Genomic DNA, 17,389 nt, shown 5'->3' with positions numbered 1-17,389 from the left:
GAGGGAGGTCGTGCGCTGAACGGGGGGCGACACTACGCTGACCATGTCGCGACCCCGGTGGGAGCACCCCATACGGGCTGACACGTCGACCTTCAGCGAAAGGACGACGACATGTCGCGACCGGGACTTCTCGCTCGACCCCTGCACCCCACCCTGCTGCGGCTGGACGACCTCGCAGCCCACCTGGCCGCGGACGACCACGTGCAAGCCGTCCTCGGCCTGGGGTCGGCGGGGGAAGAGACGCACCGTTTCGACGAGCACTCCGACATCGACGTCTTCGTCGTCGTCGACAGCGCCACGGCCAAGCAGCGCTACCTGCAGGACCCGGGCTGGCTCGCCGGCTTCGGCGGCCGAGTCGCGTTCAGCTTCGCCAACGACCCGAACGGCCGCAAGGCGCTGTTCGAGGACGGGCTCTTCGTCGAGTACGCCGTGTTCACCCCCGACGAGCTCGCCGCACTGCCCGTCGTCGGCGCCCGGCTGGTCTGGTCCCGCGACGGCCGCGAGCTCCCGATGAGCGAGCCGCCGCCGAGCCCGACCGCCCTCGACACCGTCGACTTCCACGTCAACGAGGCGCTCACCAACCTCTGCGTCGGGCTCCACCGCGAGCTGCGCGGGGAGCGCCTGACCGCGATGCGCTTCACCCAGGTGTATGCCGTGGACCGCGTCCTCGCGCTCGTGCGCCTCGACCCCGCCTCGCGGCTCGACCACCCCGACCGCTTCGAGTCGACCCGCCGCATCGAGCAGGCCGACCCACCACGACACCGACCCGGCCATCACCCGGGCGATCCGACAGCTGCTGGACCAGCACGCCCACACCTGAGCACCTGCTTGTCGGTGGGAGCGTGGCAGGAGCACACTCCGGAGATGAGCTCCTACTCCCGGGCGCTGGAGGTGGCGCACGAGCACGCCCTCGACTGGCTGGGCTCGCTGGGGGAGCGGCCGGTGCCCCCGCAGGCTTCCATCGAGGAGGTCGTCGCCGCGCTCGGCCCAGAGCTGCCGCAGCGGGGCTGCCCACCGGAGGAGGCCGTCGCACTGCTCGCGGAGGCCAGCGACGCCGGGCTGACCGCCACGGCCTCGGGCCGCTTCTTCGGGTCCGTCGTCGGGGGCACGCACCCCGCCGCGATGGCGGCGGACTGGTTGGTCAGCGCCTGGGACCAGAACACCGGGCTGCGCACGGTCACGCCGGCCCAGAGCGCGGTCGAGGACATCGCCGGTGCCTGGTTGTTCGAACTGCTGGGCCTCCCCGCGCAGAGCGCCGTCGGCTTCATGACCGGCGCCACCATGGCCAACTTCACCGCGCTCGCCGCCGGGCGCGACGCCGTGCTCCGCCGCGCGGGGTGGGACGTCACCCGGCAGGGGCTGGCCGGAGGACCGCGCGTCCGGGTCCTCGTCGGCGAAGAGCGGCACGACACCGTCGACGTCGCGCTGCACTACCTCGGCTCGGTGCCCCCGAGACGGTGACCGTCGACGACCGGGGACGGGTGCGGACCGACGCGCTCGAGCAGGCCCTGGCCGACGGAGGGCCCGGACCGGTCCTGGTGTCCCTGCAGGCGGGCAACATCCACTCCGGCGCCAGCGACCCCTTCGAGGAGACCGTCGCCACCGCGCACCGGCACGACGCCTGGGTGCACGTCGACGGCGCCTTCGGGCTGTGGGCTGCCGCGTCACCGGCATACCGGCATCTTGTGCGCGGACACGGGAGCGCCGACTCGTGGGCGACCGATGCCCACAAGACCCTCAACGTGCCCTGCGACAGCGGCCTGTGCATCGTGCGCGACCCCGCAGCGCTCCAGGCGGCCATGGGGTCCAGGGTGCCTACCTGCTGCGCGACGAGGTGTGTCAGCCGCTGGACAAGGTGCCCGAGCTGTCCCGGCGTGGCCGCGCGGTCCCCGTGTGGGCGGTGCTCCGGTGCCTCGGTCGCGACGGGGTCGCCGAGCTGGTCGAGCGGCTGTGCCACCACGCCACCGCCTCCGCCGAGGCCCTCCGCGCCATACCCGGCGTCACCGTGCTCAACGACGTGGGGGGGCGTGCGCCACCGCGCAGACGCAGGCGCCGCAGGAGGGCACCGACTTCGCCGAGGAGACGGCCTCCGGTGCCCTGACCATCATGGGCTTCGGCCTCGACGACGAGATCGGCCAGGTGCGCTACGACCTGGCGGAGGAGGCCGTCCCCGAGGACGACGTGCAGCTCACCGAGGGTGGTCTGGACATGCAGCGGTTCCTGTCCTCGGTGGCTGCGGGCGAGGAGCCGGGGCTCATCAGGGTCGACCGTACCCAGGTCGGCACGCTGGCCTCCCGCGGCGCCATCATGCCGCTCACGGACTGCATGGAGGCCGAGGAGGTCGACACGTCGGTGTTCGTCGAGAGCGCCCTGTCCCAGGTCACCTTCGACGGCGAGGTCTATGGCATACCGGAGTTCAACACGGTGCAGCTCACCATGACCAACCAGGAGCTCCTGGACGAGGCGGGGCTGAGCGTCGAGGACGTCGACGGCTCGGACCGCGAGGCCCTCGCGCAGGCGAACGAGCAGCTGCACGAGAGCGGCGGCGGCAACATCGACGTCATCGGCTACGACAGCAAGCTGCCGGAGTTCCTGCGGCTGTGGGCGAAGGTCGGCGGGGCCGACCTGCTGTCCGAGGACGGCCGCACCGCCCAGCTCGACGACCCGGTGGTGCTGGAGGCGCTGGAGTAGGCGGTCGGCATCTACGACGCCCAGGGTGGCTTCGGGGAGGTCAAGGCGTTCCGCGACTCCGCCGACTTCTTCGGCTCAGGCAGCCAGTTCGCCTCCGGCAAGCTCGGGGCGATGCCGATGGAGCAGTGGTACGTCAACGTGCTCAATGAGGTCTCGCCCGACGCACCCATGGCCTTCGACACCGTCCGGGGCGGAGACGGCGAGCCGCTGGCATACGCCTCCGGTGCTGCGGCAGTTCTTCCTCGGCCTGCCGCGCGAGCTCTTCGACGCGGCCAAGGTCGACGGCGCGGGGCACTGGACGATGTTCACCCGGATCGCGCTGCCCCTGTGCAAGCCGGCCCTCATCGTGACCCTGCTCTTCGAGTTCCAGGCGACCTGGACCGACCTCATGCGTCCGCTCATCTATCTGCGCGACTCGGCCAACTTCACCGTCCCCCGAGGCCTGAAGGCGCTGCTCGACCGGTACGGGTTCGGCGGCGAGTGGCACTGGGAGATCATCGTCACCGCCAGCGTCATCACGACGCTGCCCATGATCCTGTTCTTCATCGGCCAGCGGCACTTCGTCGAGGGCATCGCCACCACCGGCTCCAAGGGCTGAGGGTCGCCTCGGCCGAGCGGTCGGCCAGAGCCGGCGTGTCCTCGGTGACTAGGAACCGTGGTGGCCGTTGGAGTTGCCGTCCCCCGGGGGCGCCCTAGGTTGGGAGCAGCGGCGCCCCTCGGCGTCCGACCCGAGGTCAGGCAGAGCGCTTCGGGATCCCGATGCCGTCTGCGCCCGAGCCGGGCGGCTTCCCTCGAAGGAGACGCCCATGTTCTTTCACCGCCAAGAGCTCCAGTTCTCGTCCACCCCCGACAAGCCGGACGCCGTCTTCGCCCGGAAGCTGCAGGAGGTGCTCGGGGGCCAGTACGGCGAGATCACCGTGGCCATGCAGTACGGCTTCCAGTCGTGGAACGCCCACATCCCGGGCAAGTACCGAGACCTGCTGTTCGGGATCGGTGCCGAGGAGTTCGGGCACGTCGAGATGCTGGCCACGATGATCGCCCAGCTGCTCGAGGACGCACCCCTGGGCGTCACCGACGACGCCGTCCAGGACGACCCCGCCGTGGCCGCGATCGTCGGAGGCACCGACGTGCAGCACGCGATCGTCGCGGGCGCCGGCGCCCGCCCGGTGGACTCCAACGGTAACCCGTGGTCGGCGGCATACGTCACCGCGAGCGGCAACCTCATGGCCGACTTCCACGCCAACGCCAACGCCGAGATGCAGGGCCGCGTCCAGGTCGCCCGGCTCTACCACATGACCGAGGACAAGGGCGTGCGGGACATGCTCGGCTTCCTGCTGGCGCGGGACACCATGCACCAGAACCAGTGGCTGCGGGCGATCGAGCAGCTCAAGGAGGACGGGCTGGAGCAGCTGCCGGTGCCCAGCAACTTCCCGCAGAAGAAGGAGCACACCGACGTGTCCTACCAGTACCTCAACTTCTCCGACGGGGCGGCCGCCGCCGACGGGCCGTGGGCGCAGGGGCCGACCCCGGACGGGAACGGCACCTTCAGCTACCACGAGGGGCCGACGACCAGCGCCCCGATGCCGGAGCCGACCCGGCCCGACGCCCGCCTGTTCGGGACCACTGACGCGCCCAACCCCGTCGAGAAGGGGGCCGCCCGGGTCCAGGACGTGCTGCACAAGGAGTGACGCTCCCGTCGTGGCGCTCCTGCGCGATCGGCCCCCAGAAGGCGGCGGCGAGCAGGAGCGCCACGGCGCTCCCGATCAGGACGCCGCCCACGGTGTCGGACAGCCAGTGGGCGTGCAGGTAGGTGCGGCTCAGGGCCATGAGGGTGACGGTGACGACGCCCACGACCCGCACCGAGAACGCCGGGTACAGCAGCAGCGCCACGACGGCGAGGGTGGCCGCCCCGAGGGGTATGACGTGGACGCCGACGACCCCCGCGCCCAGCCAGTCGAGGACGAGCGACGCGTCGAGCAGCGCGGGGACCCGATCGCCGGAGACCGTGCTGTCCCACCACGTGGAGGGTGGCGACTCGGGTTGCCAGGCCCGGCCGGCTGCCTAGGGTCGAGGGGTGAGGACACAGCGGGGAGAGAGTCGGTCCGGCCGTGGGCGTGACGTCAGCCCGCGGGACCCAGCGCGACAAGGAGGGCGATCATGACGTCGTCAGGACGGCGGGCGGAGGACCCGCCCGAGCGGGAGCTGCTGCAGATCTACCTGGAGGATCACCTGACGGGTGCCACGGGGATGGTGCAGCGGCTCACGATGATGCACCAGAACTACGGTGACCTGCCGGTCGCCGGGGAGATCGCCCAGCTGCTGCAGGAGGTGAGCGAGGACCGCAGCCGGCTCGTGGAGGTCATCAGGTCGTTGGGCCTGGAGCGCAGCGGCGCCAAGCTGCTGCTGGCCCGGACCGGGGAGCTGGCCGGGCGGCTCAAGACGAACGGCCGCCTCCGGCGTCGCTCACCGCTAACGCCCCTCCTGGAGCTCGAGCTGGTCCAGTCGGGCATCAGCGGCAAGTCCGGGCTGTGGCGCTCGCTGACCGTCCATGCCGAAAGCCTGGGTCTGGACGCCGAGGAGTTCAGGAGTCTGGAGGAGCGCGCCTACCGGCAGCTGGACGACGTCGTCGCCGCCCACCGCCGGCTCACCCGCGAGGCGTTCGGGGCAGACAGCCCGGCCGCAGGCTGAGCGACGGCCGGCACCGGTCGTGCCCGGTCCGGTCCGCCCTGGTTCGCCCGGTCGAGATGGTTTCACCCACCTCGGACGTCGTCGTCCCTGGCCTGTGTGCGGTCGTGGCCCCTCAAGGGCCACCACCGCACACGGACCCAGCCCTTCGAGCACCTACCGGGCGCCACCGCGCCCGGACGGGCCGGCCAGCGCTCAGGCCGGGGTGAACCCGAAGCCGGTGACGGTGACCTCGAAGAGCGCTGTCGCGGTCTCGTCGTCCTCGTTGGCCGAGGACACCCACAGGTTGACGTGCACGCGCTCGGCGGCCGGGACCGGCAGGGCCGAGCTGTCCACGCGGGAGGAGGCGATGAGCGTGGTCGCGGCGGTGGCACCGGCATACGTGGCGAAGGACACCGAGCCCGGCCCCCACGTCATCGTCGACCGGAAGACCCGCAGGCCCGTGGGTAGGGACTCGTTGTGGCTGAGCACGTTGGCCGGTCCCGGCAGCCAGTAGCCGGCCGTCAGCCGCGGGGCGATGCCCGGGACGCCCCAGGCCGAGATCTCGCCGGCGTCGATCTCGTTGTGACTCGCGTCCCACGGCTGGGTCGAGTCGTAGGTGAAGAGGTTGCCCCACACCACCGACTGGGAGACCACGTCGAAGTCGGCCCGGAAGTCGAGCGAGTAGCTGCCGTAGCCCCAACCGGTGCGCGTCGACAGCAGCTCGGCCGCCACCGGTGACCCACCCGCGTTGGTGAGCCGCAGCGTCACCGTCCCGTCGCCGTTGAGCACGACGTTGTCGCCGGACCACTGGCCGTTGTAGTGCGGTGCACCCGGCCAGGTGCGGCGCAGCCAGTCGTAGCCGCTGAAGGAGAGGTCGCCCGCGGCTGAGCCCTGCTGAGTGGTGGGCTTTGGGGTGATGCTCGTTGCCTACCGGTCGCCTTCTAGGAGGGCGACGGTCTCAGTATCGCTGTTGGGGTAGAGCTTGGCCATGGAGCCTTCGGAGAGGTAGCGGCGTTCGTCGACCTGCCACTCGTCGTGGGTGTCGGCCAGAACGGCCCCGATCAGGCGGATGACGGCGGCCACGCCCGAGGAAGATCCCGACGACGCGGGAGCGGCCTTTAATCTCCTTGTTGAGCCGCTCGAGGGGGTTGGTGGACCAGATCGTGCGCCAGTGCTCGCGCGGGAAGGTCGCGAACGCGAGGACCTCGGACGTGGCGTCCATCAGCGGGCCGGTCTTGGGGCACCGGCTCGCGAGGTTGTCGCGGACCACGTCCGGCTGCTTGGCCATGGAGGCCAGGTCGGGCTGGGCGAAGATGGTCCGGAAGACCGCGGCGACGAGGCCGGCGTGCTGGTCGGAGATGACCAGCTGCACACCGCCCAGGCCGCGCTTGCGCAGGCCGGCCAGGAACGCCCGCCAGAAGACCTCGTCCGCCCCCGCAAGCGGGAAGTACCCCCAACTGTCGCCGACGTCCAGGCCCAGGATCTCCCGGCGGCCGTGCTCGGTGACACCGGTCGCGATGACCACCGCCTTGGACACGGTCATCGCGGCCTCGGTGCGCACGTGCAGGTACGTCGCGTCGAGGTAGACGTAGGAGAAGCGGGCGTGATCCAGGCGGCGGGTGCGGAACGCCCCCACGGACTCATCCAGACCGGCGCAGATCCGCGACACCTCGGACTTGGAGATCCCCGTCCCGCCCAGGGCCACCATCCACGCCGTCACCGGCGCGAAGTGCATCCAGCAGGTCGGACACGGCAGACTGGGAAAGGGTCATCGGTGAGATCTCCTCTGGTGAGTACTTGGCGGTACACACCTGGGGGCGCTGATCGGCGTGGGGGATGCATCGACCGCCGGCTCCAAGTGGACATCGAAGCCGCGACGGCCGCCCACGTGGACGGCGCGGGAAGGGCGAGCGGTCTGAGCGTGTAGCGGAGGCGAGTGTGCCGGGGCCGACTTGGACCGCTGTCCGCCATGTCGCCTCGCCGTGTCGTGAGACTCTCCTCCCGCAGGAGAGCGGCATGCGCGGTGGCCAAGACGAGTCATGAGGCGCCAGCCAGGATGCACTTATGATGTACGAAACGGTCCGGACGTCTCTTATTGGGCTGTTTGTGCAGGTCAGCGCGTGGCAGTGGGAAGTCTTTGTCAACAGGTTGCTGGACGATTTCCCCGCGCCGCTCCAGCACCTAGGCAGAGACGGGTGTGCAACGAGAGTCAGCGACCTCGACGGTCTAGCAGCAACGCCGCAGTATTCAGGGCACCCCATGCCAGCGGCACGCCCGCAAGCTTGCCGCGCGCCGACTCCGGCCCGGTGGAGCTCAGGATCGCCGCGTCACCCACGTCCCCACTGATGCGCAATACGGCGGCGACGGGCGCCATACCGGGCACGAAGGCCAGCGCCGAGGTGCTCAGGTCGCGCACGGCATACGTCCACGCGAGCCGGTCCGTCGCACGGGCGGCTTCGCCGCTCTCTTCCAGCGCGTGAGAGAGGTGACGGGGGCGGAGGGCGGCGAAGACGGCATACCCCGCGGTGCCCAGCGCCATGGCCTTGGTCAGCGGATAGCTCATCGCTGCACGGTAGGACCGCCCGATGCGCCTCGCCCGACGGAGCGCTCCACGGGCAGACCAGTGCCAGCCGTCTCACGCTGCGCCCCGCCACACCCCGGGTGACGATGGAGGCTCCCAACCCCGCGACCCCTACCCAAGGAGAAGCACCATGCTCAGTACCCTCTCGTCCTACGGCGTCCGCTCGGACCACTTTTACGTCGCCGGCTTCGCCTCGATCGGCCTGTCCTTCGTGAGCCACTTCATCTCGCGCGGCAAGGCCGACGACAGCAAGGCCCAGGCCGACCGGTGGGGCCTCTTCGTCGGGGAGTGGGCGCCGACCTTCTTCGCGCTTGGGGTCGCCCTCAAGCTCGAGGAGTCGACGACCGTCCTCTGACGCCACGTCGGGCACCGAGGCGACGCCTCGGGGCCCGCTCGAGTGTGCCCTGCCAGGCCTGACCTGGCAGGGCACACCTGTTTACCGAGGCCGTCAATGTCCCGCTGTCCACCGGCGCACCACCCCCGCGCCTGGATCTCGACGTGCACGACTTGCGGTCGCAGACTGGCGCCATGGACATCACCATGCGGGTCGTCTTCGACGCGGCGGACCCGGAGGCCGAGGCCACGTTCTGGGCCACCCTGCTGGGCGGCACCGTCGACCACGAGGAGGACGACTGGTGGTCGGTCCGCGTCGGCGACGACGAACCCGTCTGCGTCCAGCTCACCCCGGACCACCAGCCGCCACAGTGGCCCGACGGCCTGCCGCAGCAGGTCCACCTCGACCTCGTTGTCCCTGCGCTCGGCCCTGCGCACGACGAGGCCATGGCCGCTGGAGCGACGCTGCTCCAGGCGGCCGACAAGCCCGACGCCGAGCACGGCTTCCAGGTGTGTGCCGACCCCGCGGGCCACCCGTTCTGCCTCTGCTGGTGAGTCGGTGACCCACCTCGGGGACGAGGAGCGGCGGCGCCGGATCACCGTCCGCCACGGGCTCCACCCGGGACCGGTATGCCGACGCCCTAGCCTGCGCGCGCGGAATCGCCGCGCTGCACGCCACCGACGCCTCCACCGTCGACCTGGCGCTCGCCGCCCGTGTCGAGATCCACGCCCGGGCGCTGGCTCGGCGACGTCGAGCCCGACCTGCGCGCGGAGGAGGGCTACGCGCACCTGGTGCAGCGCTACCGGCGCGCCTTCGGCCCCGCCACCGGCGCGCTCGCCGCCGAGGCGGGTCGCCTCACCGACTGGCTCGACGGGCGGGTCGTCAGCGACGTCTACGCCGCCAAGCATGCCGCTGGCCAGGTGCTCGGCTGAGGGCGGGCGAGACCGCGCATACCCTGTCGTCATGGACATCCGCGACCTGCGCCCGGAGGAGGGCGAGGGCGACCCCGCGCCCCCGACGCACCTGCCGCCACTCACCGGCCAGCACGTCGCCGGCGCGCGCAGCTGGACCGGGCTGACCTACGCGATCCTCTACGGCTACCGCTACCTCACGCTCGACCTGCACGTCCCCGAGGGCGTCGAGCGGCCGCCGCTGGTGGTCTGGATCCACGGCGGCGGGTGGAACGAGGGCGACCGGCGCTACCTCCCGCTGTGGTGGCCGCAGCAGTCGCTCTTCGAGAAGGTCGTCGCCGCGGGGATGGCGGTCGCGACCATCGACTACCGGCACCTGTGCGAGGCGGTCTTCCCCGCGTGCGTCCACGACGTGCACGCGGCGGTGCGCTACCTCGTGCGGTATGCCGACACTCTCGGCGTCGACGCCTCGCGCCTGGGGCTGTGGGGCGAGTCGGCGGGCGGTCACCTCGCGTGCCTGGCGTCCTTCGTGCCGCCGCGAGCTGCCGCTGGTGAGGTGGTGGACGGGGTCGATCTTGTCGGCTCGGTCGGGGTCGGCGGGCCGCAGCCGGTGCCCGACGCGCTCGTCTCCTGGTATGCCCCGAACGAGCAGTTCCGCGACTTCCTCGCCGGGTGGGACGGGCAGGGTGCCGACCCGGCGATCGTCGACGCGCTGCTGCCGGTGTCGCAGGTCAGCGCTGCCGCGCCGCCGACGCTCGTCGTGCACGGGACCGACGACCAGGTCGTGCCGCTCGCCGACGCCCACCAGATCCACGACGCGCTGCGGGATGCCGGGGTCGAGGCGGAGCTGTCGGTCGTCGAGGGCGCCGACCACTGCTTCGTGGGGCGGCCGATCGGGCCGATCCTGGACGCGTCGGTGGCCTTCCTGGCGCGGCACCTGGGGGCGGAGGGGGCGGCCCGATGACCTGGACCCGGCACCGGCCCAAGGCGCTGTCCTGGGCGCTGCTGCTCGCCTTCGTGCTGGTCATCGGGTTCACGATCGCGCGTTACGTCGGTGGCGAGGTCTCCGTCGGCGACGACGTGCTCGGCCTGGTGCTGCGATTGGCGGTGCTGGTCGTGGTGGTCTGCGCCTACCTCCGCTCCGGCGGCAGCACGACCGCCTCGGCCGACGGGCTCGTGGTGCACAACGGGGTGCGTGCCACCGAGGTGCCCGCCGCCGCGATCAAGGGCGTCGAGGAGGACCACCGCCGGGGTGGGGCCGTGGCGACGCTCGCGGCCGGGGGAGCGGTCGAGCTGCCCGGCGTGCCGGCCGCCGACGTGCGCCAGGTGCGGCGCGCGCTCAAGGGGCGCTGAGGCGACCGCCGGGGCACACTGGGAGCCCCGACGAGAGGAGTGGTCATGGCGATCAGGACAGGCACGACGGTGCGCTGGGAGTGGGGCGACTCGCACGCCGAGGGCACAGTCACCGAGGTGCACCACGACAAGGTCAGCCGGACCACCAAGGGCAACACCGTCACCCGCAACGGCAGCGACGACGACCCCGCCTACGTCATCGAGCAGGACGACGGCACCACGGTGCTCAAGCTGCGCAGCGAGGTCGAGCGCGCGGAGTGAGCCGGCGGCATACCTCTGCAGGCGCGTGAGCGCCCCCGGGCCGGCGCGGGAGTGGCTCATGCAGCCGCGCTGGCTGCCCGCGATGCGCGCCGCCATTGGGGTGGCGGTGGTGCTCAGCGCGGTCGCCGCGCTCGCCCTCGCCTGGCCCTGGCGGGTCGTCGAGGTCGTGCTGGCGCTGCTGTGGCTCGGGTATGGCGTGTTCCTCGTCTGGGCGAGCCGGCGCGAGCGCAGCGGCACCCGGCTGGAGCAGGACGCGCTGGTCGTGACCGCGGGGCGTGAGGTGGAGCGGCTGACCCGAGCCGACATCCTCGACCTGCGCACCGACCAGCCGGGGGAGCGGGCCTGGCGGGTCCAGGCGGTCCACCGCGACGGGCGGCTCATCACGCTGCTCGCCGTGCCGCCGGGAGAGCTGGACCGGCTGCGGCGCTGGCACGTGGGCGCCGGGTGACCGTGGTTCTCCTGCCATGGGCGGACTTCCCCGGTCGGTGGCGCTACGGGCCGGCCGGGTGACCGTGGTTCTCCTGCCATGGGCGGACTTCCCCGGTCGGTGACGCGCCGGGCCAGCTCGGTGACCGTGGTTCTCCTGCCATGGGCTGACTTTCACGGTCGGTGGCGCTGCGGCCCGGCCGGGTGACCGTGGATCTCTGGCCGTGGCCGGACATCCGCAGTCAGGCGGTGGGGTCCGGGGGCGCGCCTGTCGGTGGGTCCGCATACGCTCACTGCATGAGCATCGGGAGCATCGCGCGGACCGTCGGCCGGCTCGCCCTGGGCGGCACGCTGATCTTCACCGGGGTCTCGCACCTCACGGTGGCACGCGAGGAGTTCCAGGCGCAGGTGCCCTCGTGGGTGCCCGTCGACCCCGACCTCGTCGTGGTGCTCTCTGGCGTGGCCGAGGTCGGGCTCGGGGCGGCGCTCGTGGCGCTGCCGCGGTGGAAGGTGCCGGTCGGGTGGGCCACCGGGGCCTTCTTCGTCGCGATCTTCCCAGGCAACATCGCCCAGTACGTCGAGGGCAAGGACGGCTTCGGCCTCGACACCGACCAGGCGCGGCTCACCCGGTTGTTCTTCCAGCCGGTGCTCGTCGCCTGGGCGCTGTGGTCGACCGAGGCGTGGAAGACGTGGAGGGAGGGGCGCAAGAACAGCTGACGGGTATGCCCGGGCCGGGCTGCGACCTCAGCGCGGGGGCATGCGCAGGGCGCCGTCGAGGCGGATGACCTCGCCGTTGAGCATCGGGTTGTCCACGATGTGGGCGACGAGGGCGGCATACTCTTCGGGCTTCCCGAGCCGGGAGGGGTGCGGGACCATCGCCTCGAGCGAGTCCTTCACGTCGTCGCCGAGGCCAGCCATCATCGGCGTCTCGAAGACGCCGGGGGCGATGGTCATGACCCGGATGCCCTTGTCCGCGAGGTCGCGGGCGGCGGGCAGGGTGAGCCCGGCGACGCCGGCCTTGGAGCTGGCGTAGGCCGCCTGCCCGATCTGGCCGTCGAAGGCCGCCACGCTGGCGGTCATGACGATGACGCCGCGATCGCCGTGCTCGGCCAGGTCGGGCTCGTTGGCGACCATCGCCTCCGCCGCGAGGCGCAGCACGTTGAAGGTGCCGACGAGGTTGATCTCGACGACGGTGCGGTAGGCGTCGAGGTCATGGACGCCGCGGCGCGACAGGATGCGGCCCGGCGTGGCGACGCCGGCGCAGTTGACGACGATCCGCAGCTCGCCGAGGTCGGTCGCGGCCCGGACGGCAGCGGCCACCTGGTCGGCGTCGCGCACGTCGGCGGGCGCGAAGGCGACGCGCCCCTCGCCGTGCTCCCCGGAGAGCTCACCGGCCAGCTCCTCCCCGCGACCACCGGGCAGGTCGACGAGCAGGACGCGCGCCCCGGCGTCGAGCAGCCGGCGGGCGCTCTGCTCGCCGAGCCCGCTGGCGGCTCCGGTGACGAGGGCGACGGTGCTGTCGGTGATCTGCATGCTCGGTCCTTTCGGGGGCGCGGTGCGTCCAGTGTGGCGGAGGTTCCGGTCGGGCGGGAGCCGCTCAGCGGCTGTCGGTCAGCAGGTGGCGGGAGATGACGACTCGTTGGATCTGGTTGGTGCCCTCGAAGATCTGGGTCACCTTGGCCTCGCGCATGAGCCGCTCGACCGGGAAGTCGGTGGTGTAGCCGTAGCCGCCCAGCACCTGCACCGCGTCGGTCGTGACCTTCATCGCCGCATCGGTGGCGACGAGCTTCGCGATCGAGCACTCCTGGCTGTGCGGCTGCTCGGCGTCCTTGAGCCGGGCGGCGTGCAGATAGCTCGCCCGCGCCGACCCCACGGCTGCGGCCATGTCGGCGAGGAGGAAGGCGAGGCCCTGGTTGCTCGCGACGGGCCGGCCGAACTGCTCGCGCTCCTGGGCGTAGTCGGTCGCGACCTCGAGCGCCCGCTGCGCCAGGCCGGCGGCCGCGGCGGCGATCCCGAGGCGGCCGGCGTCGAGGGCGGCGAGCGCGATCGGCATACCCTGACCCTCCTCACCGATGCGGTGCGAAGCGGGGACGCGCACGCCGTCGAAGAGGACCTCACGCACGGTGTCGCAGTGCAGGCCCATCTTGCGCTCGGGCTGGGCGAAGGTCAGGCCCTCGGCGTCGGCGGGGACGTGGAAGCAGGACAGGCCGCGGCTGCCGTCGTCGGAGGTCCGCGCGAAGACCGTGTAGTAGTCGGCGTGACCGGCGTGGCTGATCCACGACTTGGTGCCGGTGAGGACGTAGTGGTCGCCGTCGCGCACGGCGCGGGTCCGGATCGAGGCCACGTCGGAGCCGGCCTGCGGCTCGGACAGGCAGTACGCGCCGAGCTGGCCGCCGGAGAGCATGCCGTGCAGCCACTGCTCCTGCTGCTCGGCCGTGCCGAAGGTGGCCATGGGGAAGGCGGTGAGCGAGTGCACCGAGACGCCGACCGCGATCGACATCCAGCCGCGCGCGATCTCCTCGACCGCCTGGAGGTAGACCTCGTAGGGCTGGGCGCCGCCGCCGAACTCCTCGGCGTAGGGGAGGGAGAGCAGCCCGGCCTGGCCCAGCATCGCGAAGACCTCCCGCGGGAAGCGGGCGGCCGCCTCGGCCTCGTCGACCTGGGGCAGCAGCTGCTCGTCGGTGATCTCGCGGACCAGCGCGAGCAGGTCGGCGGCCTCCTCGGTGGGCAGGACGCGGGCAACGGGCGCGGGGCCGGAGACGGGTGTCGCGCGGGCGGCGGGCGGCATACCCGGCACGCTAGCCCTGGACGTCGCGTCACCACCTAACCGACCGACCGCGAGGTCGGTGTCGGGTCGGGGGCAGGCGGGCTCAGGCGGGGTAGGTGTGGACCTCGGTCGCCTTCACGCCGGCCCACAGCTCCCGCCCGGTGGTGATGCCCAGCGCGGCGACGGCGCCGATCGTCACCTCGGCCACGAGCGGCACCTCACCGGCGAGGTGGATGCGCGCCCGTTGGCCGGTGACGGTGACCGCCTCGACCGTGAGCCGCCACAGGTTGCGGGCCGAGGTCGTCGGGCGGTCGGTGAAGAGCGCCACGGCCTCCGGGTTGACCGTCGCCCAGACCCGGTCGCCCTCGCCGGCGCCGTCCGGCGGCTCGGCCAGGACGAGCCGCGCCGCTCCGCCCTGATGCCCGGCGAGCGCGACCGCCCAGCCACCGTCACCCGTGTCGGTGGCTGTACCTGTGCCGGCCCGGTACGACACCTCCATCGTCCGGGCGACGGACGCGTCACGCCGTTCGCGCACCAGCGTCCCGGAGAGCAGGTTGAGACCGACGAGCGAGGCGACGTATGCCGTCCGCGGCCGGGCGACCACCTCGCCCGGTGTCCCGGTCTGGGTGACCCGGCCGGCCTCGAGGAAGACGAGCTGGTCCGCGAGGGTCAGCGCGTCGAGCGGGTCGTGCGTCGTCAGCACCGTCACCCCGGGGTAGTCGCGCAGCCGGTGGGCCAGGTCGGCGCGGGTCCGCGACCGGGTCTCGGGATCGAGCGCCGACAGCGGCTCGTCGAGCAGCAGCAGCTCGGGATCGGTCGCGAGCGCGCGAGCCAGGGCCGCGCGCTGGGCCTGCCCGCCGGACACCTGGCCCGGACCTCGGCCCGCCAGGTCCGCCAGGCCGACCCGGTCCAGCTCCTCCCGGGCACGCTCGCGGGCCTGGGCCCGCGGCATACCTCGTGAGCGGGGACCGAAGGCCACGTTGTCCAGCAGCGTCAGGTGCGGGAAGAGCATCGGCTCGGCGAGCACGAGCCCGACGCTGCGCCGCTCCGGCGCCCGGCCGCGACCGGCGCCGGCCCACTCCTGCGGCCCGAGGCGCACGTGCCCGTCGTCAGACCGACCAGCCCCGCGAGCCCGAGGAGCGCGGTGGTCTTGCCCGACCCGTTGGGCCCGAGCAGCGCGGTCACGCCGTGCGGCGCGCGCAGCTCTGCGTCGAGCACGAAGTCGCCCCGGTCCACCACCACCCGGGCGTCGAGCACCAGCGCGGGTATGCCGGTGCGCACCCCGGCGTCGGCGCTCACCGCAACCACCGGCTGCGCAGCGCGCCCAGCACCAGGACGCTGACCGTCAGCATGACCACCGACAGCGCGATGGCGGCCTGCGGGTCCTGCTCGAGCGCGGCGTACACCCCGAGCGGTGCGGTCTGCGTGCGCCCCGGGAAGCTGCCGGCGAAGGTGATCGTCGCGCCGAACTCGCCGAGCGCACGTGCCCACGCCAGCGCTGAGCCGGCGGCGATGCCGGGCAGCACCATGGGGACGGCGACGGTGAGGAAGGTGCGCACCGGACCGGCGCCGAGCGTCGCCGCGACCTGGTCGTAGCGGCGGTCCAGGCCGCGCATCGCGCCCTCGACGGAGACGACGTAGAACGGGAGGGCGACGAAGAGCTCGGCCATGACCACGGCGACGGTCGTGAACGGCACGCCGATCCCGAACCACGACTCGAGCGGGCCGCCCAGCACCCCGCGCCGCCCCCAGGCGAGCAGCAGCGCCACGCCACCGACGACCGGCGGCAGTACCAGGGGCACGGTGACCAGCGCGCGGGCCCAGGCGGTGAGGCGGCTGTCGGAGCGGGCCAGCAGCCAGGCGAGCGGTGTGCCCAGCAGCCATACCAGCACCATCGTGACGCTCGTCGTCACGGCGGACAGGCGCAGCGACTGACCGACGACCGGCGCCGAGAGGTGGGTGGTCAGGCCCGCCCAGTCGGTGCGCAGGAGCAGCGCGACCAGCGGCAGCAGGATGAAGGCGAGGCCGATGCCGGCGGGTATGCGCAGCGACCAGCCCGACCCACGCCCGGCCGGGCGGTCCGCGACCACCGTGCGCGGATGTCGGGTCATCCCCGGTGTCACGGGTCGGTCGGGGCCGCGCCGAAGCCCGCGTCGGTGAGGGTCCGTTGGGAGGTGTCCGAGAGGAGGTGGTCGACGAAGGACCGGGCCAGCTCCTGCTCCGAGACGGCCACGGCGGGGTAGTGGTTGACGACGTTGCGCTCCTCGGGGATCGCGACGCCTCGCACCCGGTCAGCCGCGGCGGCGACGTCGGTGCGGTAGACCAGCCCGGCGTCGGCCTCGCCGAGCTCGACCTTGGTGAGCGTGGCCCGCACGTCCGGCTCGTAGGAGGCGATCTGCACGGTGATGTCCTGCTCCTCGAGCAGGGTGGCGGCCGCCTGCCCGCACGGCACCTGCTCGGCGCAGGCCACCACGGTGAGCCCGTCCTGGGCGAGGTCGTCGAGGCTCTCCACGGCGCCGGGGTTGTCCACCGGCACGGCGATCTCGAGCTGGTTGGTGGCGAAGATCGCGACGTCCCCGTGACGGTGCTCGTCGGCCAGCGGCTCGAGCGAGGACTCCCCGGCCAGGGCGACGACATCGGCCCCGGCGCCCTCGTTGACCTGCTGGACCACGGTGGAGCTCGCGGCGAAGCTCAGCTCCACGTCGACGCCCGGATGATCGCCCTCGAAGCCGTCGGCGATCGGCTCCAGCACGTCGGTCAGCGAGGCCGCCGCGAGCACGGTCAGCGTCAGTGCCTCGGCCGGTTGGCCCGCGCTGTCCTGGCCCGCTGCGCAGGCGCCGAGCGGGAGGGCGGCCAGGGTGAGTGCGGGTGCCAGCGTGCGCAGGGGGGAGGAGGCTCGGCGGTCCGCGACCCGAGGTATACCGGCGCGCCGGGGGTGGCGTCGTCGTCGGTTGCCCGCCCCGTTCACGCCGGCAGCCCCACGCTGACGTTGGTCGCCTTGACGCTGGCGATGGCGACCGAGCCGACCTCCAGGCCCATCTCGCGCACTGCCTCGGTCGAGAGCAGCGAGACCAGCCGGAACGGACCGGCCTGGATGTCGACCTGCGACATGACGGGGTCGCTGACGATCCGCGTCACCACTCCGCGCAGCTGGTTGCGGGGCGAGGAGAGGCCGACCGCGCCCACCTCGGCCGGGTGCGCCTGCTGCTGCGCGAGCGCGGCGACGTCGGCTCCCTCGACGACGGCCCGCCCGCCGGCATCCTTGGTGCTCGGCAACCGTCCTGCCTCGATGGCCCGCCGGACCGTGTCGGGGGACACCCCGAGCAGCTCGGCCGCCTCCGAGACACGCATCTGCGTCATGCAGGGCAATCTAGACGTGCATCTGCGCCGGCACAAGG

Annotated in this window: 22 protein-coding genes and 3 pseudogenes; 14 read left to right on the top strand and 11 right to left on the bottom strand. The window is 72.6% G+C overall.

Annotation, left to right across the window (positions count from 1 at the left end; all coding sequences use genetic code 11):
• The first annotated feature begins 111 nt into the window (after window positions 1–111).
• From FU792_RS18085 to FU792_RS12875, 5 genes and pseudogenes are all read left to right on the top strand, one after another.
• Window positions 112–1,461, top strand: coding sequence for an aminoglycoside 6-adenylyltransferase (locus FU792_RS18085; protein WP_238705990.1), 1,350 nt, complete (start codon window positions 112–114; stop codon window positions 1,459–1,461).
• A pseudogene (locus FU792_RS18080) lies at window positions 1,458–1,742 on the top strand (aminotransferase class V-fold PLP-dependent enzyme); the annotation flags it as partial. The gene FU792_RS18085 and the pseudogene FU792_RS18080, both read left to right, overlap by 4 nt.
• Window positions 1,743–2,106: 364 nt before the next feature.
• Entirely contained in the window at window positions 2,107–2,691 is a 585-nt protein-coding gene (locus tag FU792_RS18075; protein ID WP_052327838.1) for an ABC transporter substrate-binding protein, read from the top strand.
• 223 nt (window positions 2,692–2,914) lie between these two features.
• Window positions 2,915–3,289 (top strand): carbohydrate ABC transporter permease, encoded by a 375-nt coding sequence (locus FU792_RS18070; protein ID WP_237740027.1) that lies wholly within the window; start codon window positions 2,915–2,917, stop codon window positions 3,287–3,289.
• Between the two features lie 208 nt (window positions 3,290–3,497).
• Window positions 3,498–4,379: a manganese catalase gene (locus FU792_RS12875; RefSeq protein ID WP_022925126.1), complete on the top strand. Its 882-nt coding sequence runs from the start codon at window positions 3,498–3,500 to the stop codon at window positions 4,377–4,379.
• A 46-nt stretch (window positions 4,380–4,425) separates the two neighbouring features.
• Here the strand turns inward: FU792_RS12875 and FU792_RS18575 are convergent.
• Window positions 4,426–4,611, bottom strand: a pseudogene (locus FU792_RS18575) (phosphatase PAP2 family protein); the annotation flags it as partial.
• Window positions 4,612–4,848: 237 nt separating this feature from the next.
• Here FU792_RS18575 and FU792_RS12865 point away from each other — a divergent pair.
• Complete coding sequence (locus tag FU792_RS12865; protein ID WP_022925129.1) at window positions 4,849–5,379, top strand: hypothetical protein; 531 nt, start codon at window positions 4,849–4,851, stop codon at window positions 5,377–5,379.
• Window positions 5,380–5,571: 192 nt separating this feature from the next.
• Here FU792_RS12865 and FU792_RS12860 read toward each other — a convergent pair whose 3' ends face one another.
• The 3 genes and pseudogenes from FU792_RS12860 to FU792_RS12850 all read right to left on the bottom strand — a co-directional run bounded on the left by FU792_RS12860 (window position 5,572) and on the right by FU792_RS12850 (window position 7,921).
• On the bottom strand, window positions 5,572–6,147 hold the full coding sequence (locus tag FU792_RS12860; RefSeq protein ID WP_022925130.1) for a hypothetical protein: 576 nt from the start codon (window positions 6,145–6,147) through the stop codon (window positions 5,572–5,574).
• Window positions 6,148–6,285: 138 nt separating this feature from the next.
• Window positions 6,286–7,060: pseudogene (locus FU792_RS12855) on the bottom strand (transposase); the annotation flags it as partial.
• Between the two features lie 507 nt (window positions 7,061–7,567).
• A complete protein-coding gene (locus tag FU792_RS12850; protein ID WP_022925131.1) occupies window positions 7,568–7,921 on the bottom strand; it encodes a hypothetical protein in 354 nt (117 codons plus the stop codon).
• A gap of 148 nt (window positions 7,922–8,069) precedes the next feature.
• On the opposite strand from FU792_RS12850, the gene FU792_RS12845 reads away from it, so the two are divergent.
• The 8 genes from FU792_RS12845 to FU792_RS12810 all read left to right on the top strand — a co-directional run bounded on the left by FU792_RS12845 (window position 8,070) and on the right by FU792_RS12810 (window position 11,941).
• Window positions 8,070–8,294, top strand: a complete 225-nt coding sequence (locus tag FU792_RS12845; protein WP_022925132.1) for a hypothetical protein — start codon at window positions 8,070–8,072, stop codon at window positions 8,292–8,294.
• A gap of 173 nt (window positions 8,295–8,467) precedes the next feature.
• Entirely contained in the window at window positions 8,468–8,827 is a 360-nt protein-coding gene (locus FU792_RS12840; RefSeq protein ID WP_022925133.1) for a VOC family protein, read from the top strand.
• Window positions 8,828–8,986: 159 nt separating this feature from the next.
• Window positions 8,987–9,205, top strand: coding sequence for a hypothetical protein (locus FU792_RS12835; protein ID WP_022925134.1), 219 nt, complete (start codon window positions 8,987–8,989; stop codon window positions 9,203–9,205).
• 31 nt (window positions 9,206–9,236) lie between these two features.
• Window positions 9,237–10,148 (top strand): alpha/beta hydrolase, encoded by a 912-nt coding sequence (locus FU792_RS12830; protein WP_022925135.1) that lies wholly within the window; start codon window positions 9,237–9,239, stop codon window positions 10,146–10,148.
• Window positions 10,145–10,537 carry a PH domain-containing protein gene (locus FU792_RS12825; protein ID WP_022925136.1) on the top strand — a complete coding sequence of 131 codons (393 nt, stop codon included), beginning with the start codon at window positions 10,145–10,147 and terminating at the stop codon, window positions 10,535–10,537. The genes FU792_RS12830 and FU792_RS12825 overlap by 4 nt, the downstream gene beginning before the upstream one ends.
• 45 nt (window positions 10,538–10,582) lie before the next feature.
• Window positions 10,583–10,798, top strand: a complete 216-nt coding sequence (locus FU792_RS12820) for a hypervirulence associated TUDOR domain-containing protein (RefSeq protein WP_022925137.1) — start codon at window positions 10,583–10,585, stop codon at window positions 10,796–10,798.
• Between the two features lie 25 nt (window positions 10,799–10,823).
• Window positions 10,824–11,246, top strand: coding sequence for a hypothetical protein (locus FU792_RS12815; protein WP_022925138.1), 423 nt, complete (start codon window positions 10,824–10,826; stop codon window positions 11,244–11,246).
• Window positions 11,247–11,521: 275 nt separating this feature from the next.
• Window positions 11,522–11,941 (top strand): DoxX family protein, encoded by a 420-nt coding sequence (locus FU792_RS12810; RefSeq protein WP_022925139.1) that lies wholly within the window; start codon window positions 11,522–11,524, stop codon window positions 11,939–11,941.
• 27 nt (window positions 11,942–11,968) lie between these two features.
• On the opposite strand, the gene FU792_RS12805 is transcribed toward FU792_RS12810, so the two are convergent.
• The 7 genes from FU792_RS12805 to FU792_RS12780 all read right to left on the bottom strand — a co-directional run bounded on the left by FU792_RS12805 (window position 11,969) and on the right by FU792_RS12780 (window position 17,351).
• A complete protein-coding gene (locus tag FU792_RS12805) occupies window positions 11,969–12,757 on the bottom strand; it encodes an SDR family NAD(P)-dependent oxidoreductase (RefSeq protein WP_022925140.1) in 789 nt (262 codons plus the stop codon).
• A gap of 64 nt (window positions 12,758–12,821) precedes the next feature.
• Complete coding sequence (locus FU792_RS12800; protein ID WP_022925141.1) at window positions 12,822–14,012, bottom strand: acyl-CoA dehydrogenase family protein; 1,191 nt, start codon at window positions 14,010–14,012, stop codon at window positions 12,822–12,824.
• A gap of 82 nt (window positions 14,013–14,094) precedes the next feature.
• Window positions 14,095–15,090, bottom strand: coding sequence for an ATP-binding cassette domain-containing protein (locus tag FU792_RS12795; RefSeq protein ID WP_238705989.1), 996 nt, complete (start codon window positions 15,088–15,090; stop codon window positions 14,095–14,097).
• Entirely contained in the window at window positions 14,985–15,290 is a 306-nt protein-coding gene (locus FU792_RS18060; protein WP_238705988.1) for a hypothetical protein, read from the bottom strand. Before FU792_RS18060 ends, FU792_RS12795 begins: the two co-directional genes overlap by 106 nt.
• On the bottom strand, window positions 15,287–16,081 hold the full coding sequence (locus tag FU792_RS12790) for an ABC transporter permease (protein WP_022925143.1): 795 nt from the start codon (window positions 16,079–16,081) through the stop codon (window positions 15,287–15,289). Before FU792_RS12790 ends, FU792_RS18060 begins: the two co-directional genes overlap by 4 nt.
• A gap of 29 nt (window positions 16,082–16,110) precedes the next feature.
• Window positions 16,111–16,959 (bottom strand): molybdate ABC transporter substrate-binding protein, encoded by an 849-nt coding sequence (modA, locus tag FU792_RS12785; protein WP_022925144.1) that lies wholly within the window; start codon window positions 16,957–16,959, stop codon window positions 16,111–16,113.
• A complete protein-coding gene (locus FU792_RS12780; RefSeq protein ID WP_022925145.1) occupies window positions 16,956–17,351 on the bottom strand; it encodes a TOBE domain-containing protein in 396 nt (131 codons plus the stop codon). The genes modA and FU792_RS12780 overlap by 4 nt, the downstream gene beginning before the upstream one ends.
• Between the last annotated feature and the right edge of the window lie 38 nt (window positions 17,352–17,389).

The sequence above is a fragment of the Serinicoccus marinus DSM 15273 genome, assembly GCF_008386315.1.
Classification (GTDB): domain Bacteria; phylum Actinomycetota; class Actinomycetes; order Actinomycetales; family Dermatophilaceae; genus Ornithinicoccus; species Ornithinicoccus marinus.
The sequence above is the reverse complement of the archived record's forward strand: the minus strand, read 5'-3'. Positions and strand labels throughout refer to the sequence as shown.

Bases quoted from the DNA above. Each gene is read 5' to 3' on its own strand.
- FU792_RS12840 (WP_022925133.1), top strand. From the start codon at position 8,468: ATGGACATCACCATGCGGGTCGTCTTCGACGCGGCGGACCCGGAGGCC.
- FU792_RS12780 (WP_022925145.1), bottom strand. From the start codon at position 17,351: ATGACGCAGATGCGTGTCTCGGAGGCGGCCGAGCTGCTCGGGGTGTCC.
- FU792_RS12865 (WP_022925129.1), top strand. From the start codon at position 4,849: ATGACGTCGTCAGGACGGCGGGCGGAGGACCCGCCCGAGCGGGAGCTG.
- FU792_RS12845 (WP_022925132.1), top strand. From the start codon at position 8,070: ATGCTCAGTACCCTCTCGTCCTACGGCGTCCGCTCGGACCACTTTTAC.
- FU792_RS12830 (WP_022925135.1), top strand. From the start codon at position 9,237: ATGGACATCCGCGACCTGCGCCCGGAGGAGGGCGAGGGCGACCCCGCG.
- FU792_RS12820 (WP_022925137.1), top strand. From the start codon at position 10,583: ATGGCGATCAGGACAGGCACGACGGTGCGCTGGGAGTGGGGCGACTCG.
- FU792_RS12875 (WP_022925126.1), top strand. From the start codon at position 3,498: ATGTTCTTTCACCGCCAAGAGCTCCAGTTCTCGTCCACCCCCGACAAG.
- FU792_RS12810 (WP_022925139.1), top strand. From the start codon at position 11,522: ATGAGCATCGGGAGCATCGCGCGGACCGTCGGCCGGCTCGCCCTGGGC.
- FU792_RS12805 (WP_022925140.1), bottom strand. From the start codon at position 12,757: ATGCAGATCACCGACAGCACCGTCGCCCTCGTCACCGGAGCCGCCAGC.
- FU792_RS12800 (WP_022925141.1), bottom strand. From the start codon at position 14,012: ATGCCGCCCGCCGCCCGCGCGACACCCGTCTCCGGCCCCGCGCCCGTT.
- FU792_RS18085 (WP_238705990.1), top strand. From the start codon at position 112: ATGTCGCGACCGGGACTTCTCGCTCGACCCCTGCACCCCACCCTGCTG.
- FU792_RS12825 (WP_022925136.1), top strand. From the start codon at position 10,145: ATGACCTGGACCCGGCACCGGCCCAAGGCGCTGTCCTGGGCGCTGCTG.
- FU792_RS12850 (WP_022925131.1), bottom strand. From the start codon at position 7,921: ATGAGCTATCCGCTGACCAAGGCCATGGCGCTGGGCACCGCGGGGTAT.
- FU792_RS18075 (WP_052327838.1), top strand. From the start codon at position 2,107: ATGGGCTTCGGCCTCGACGACGAGATCGGCCAGGTGCGCTACGACCTG.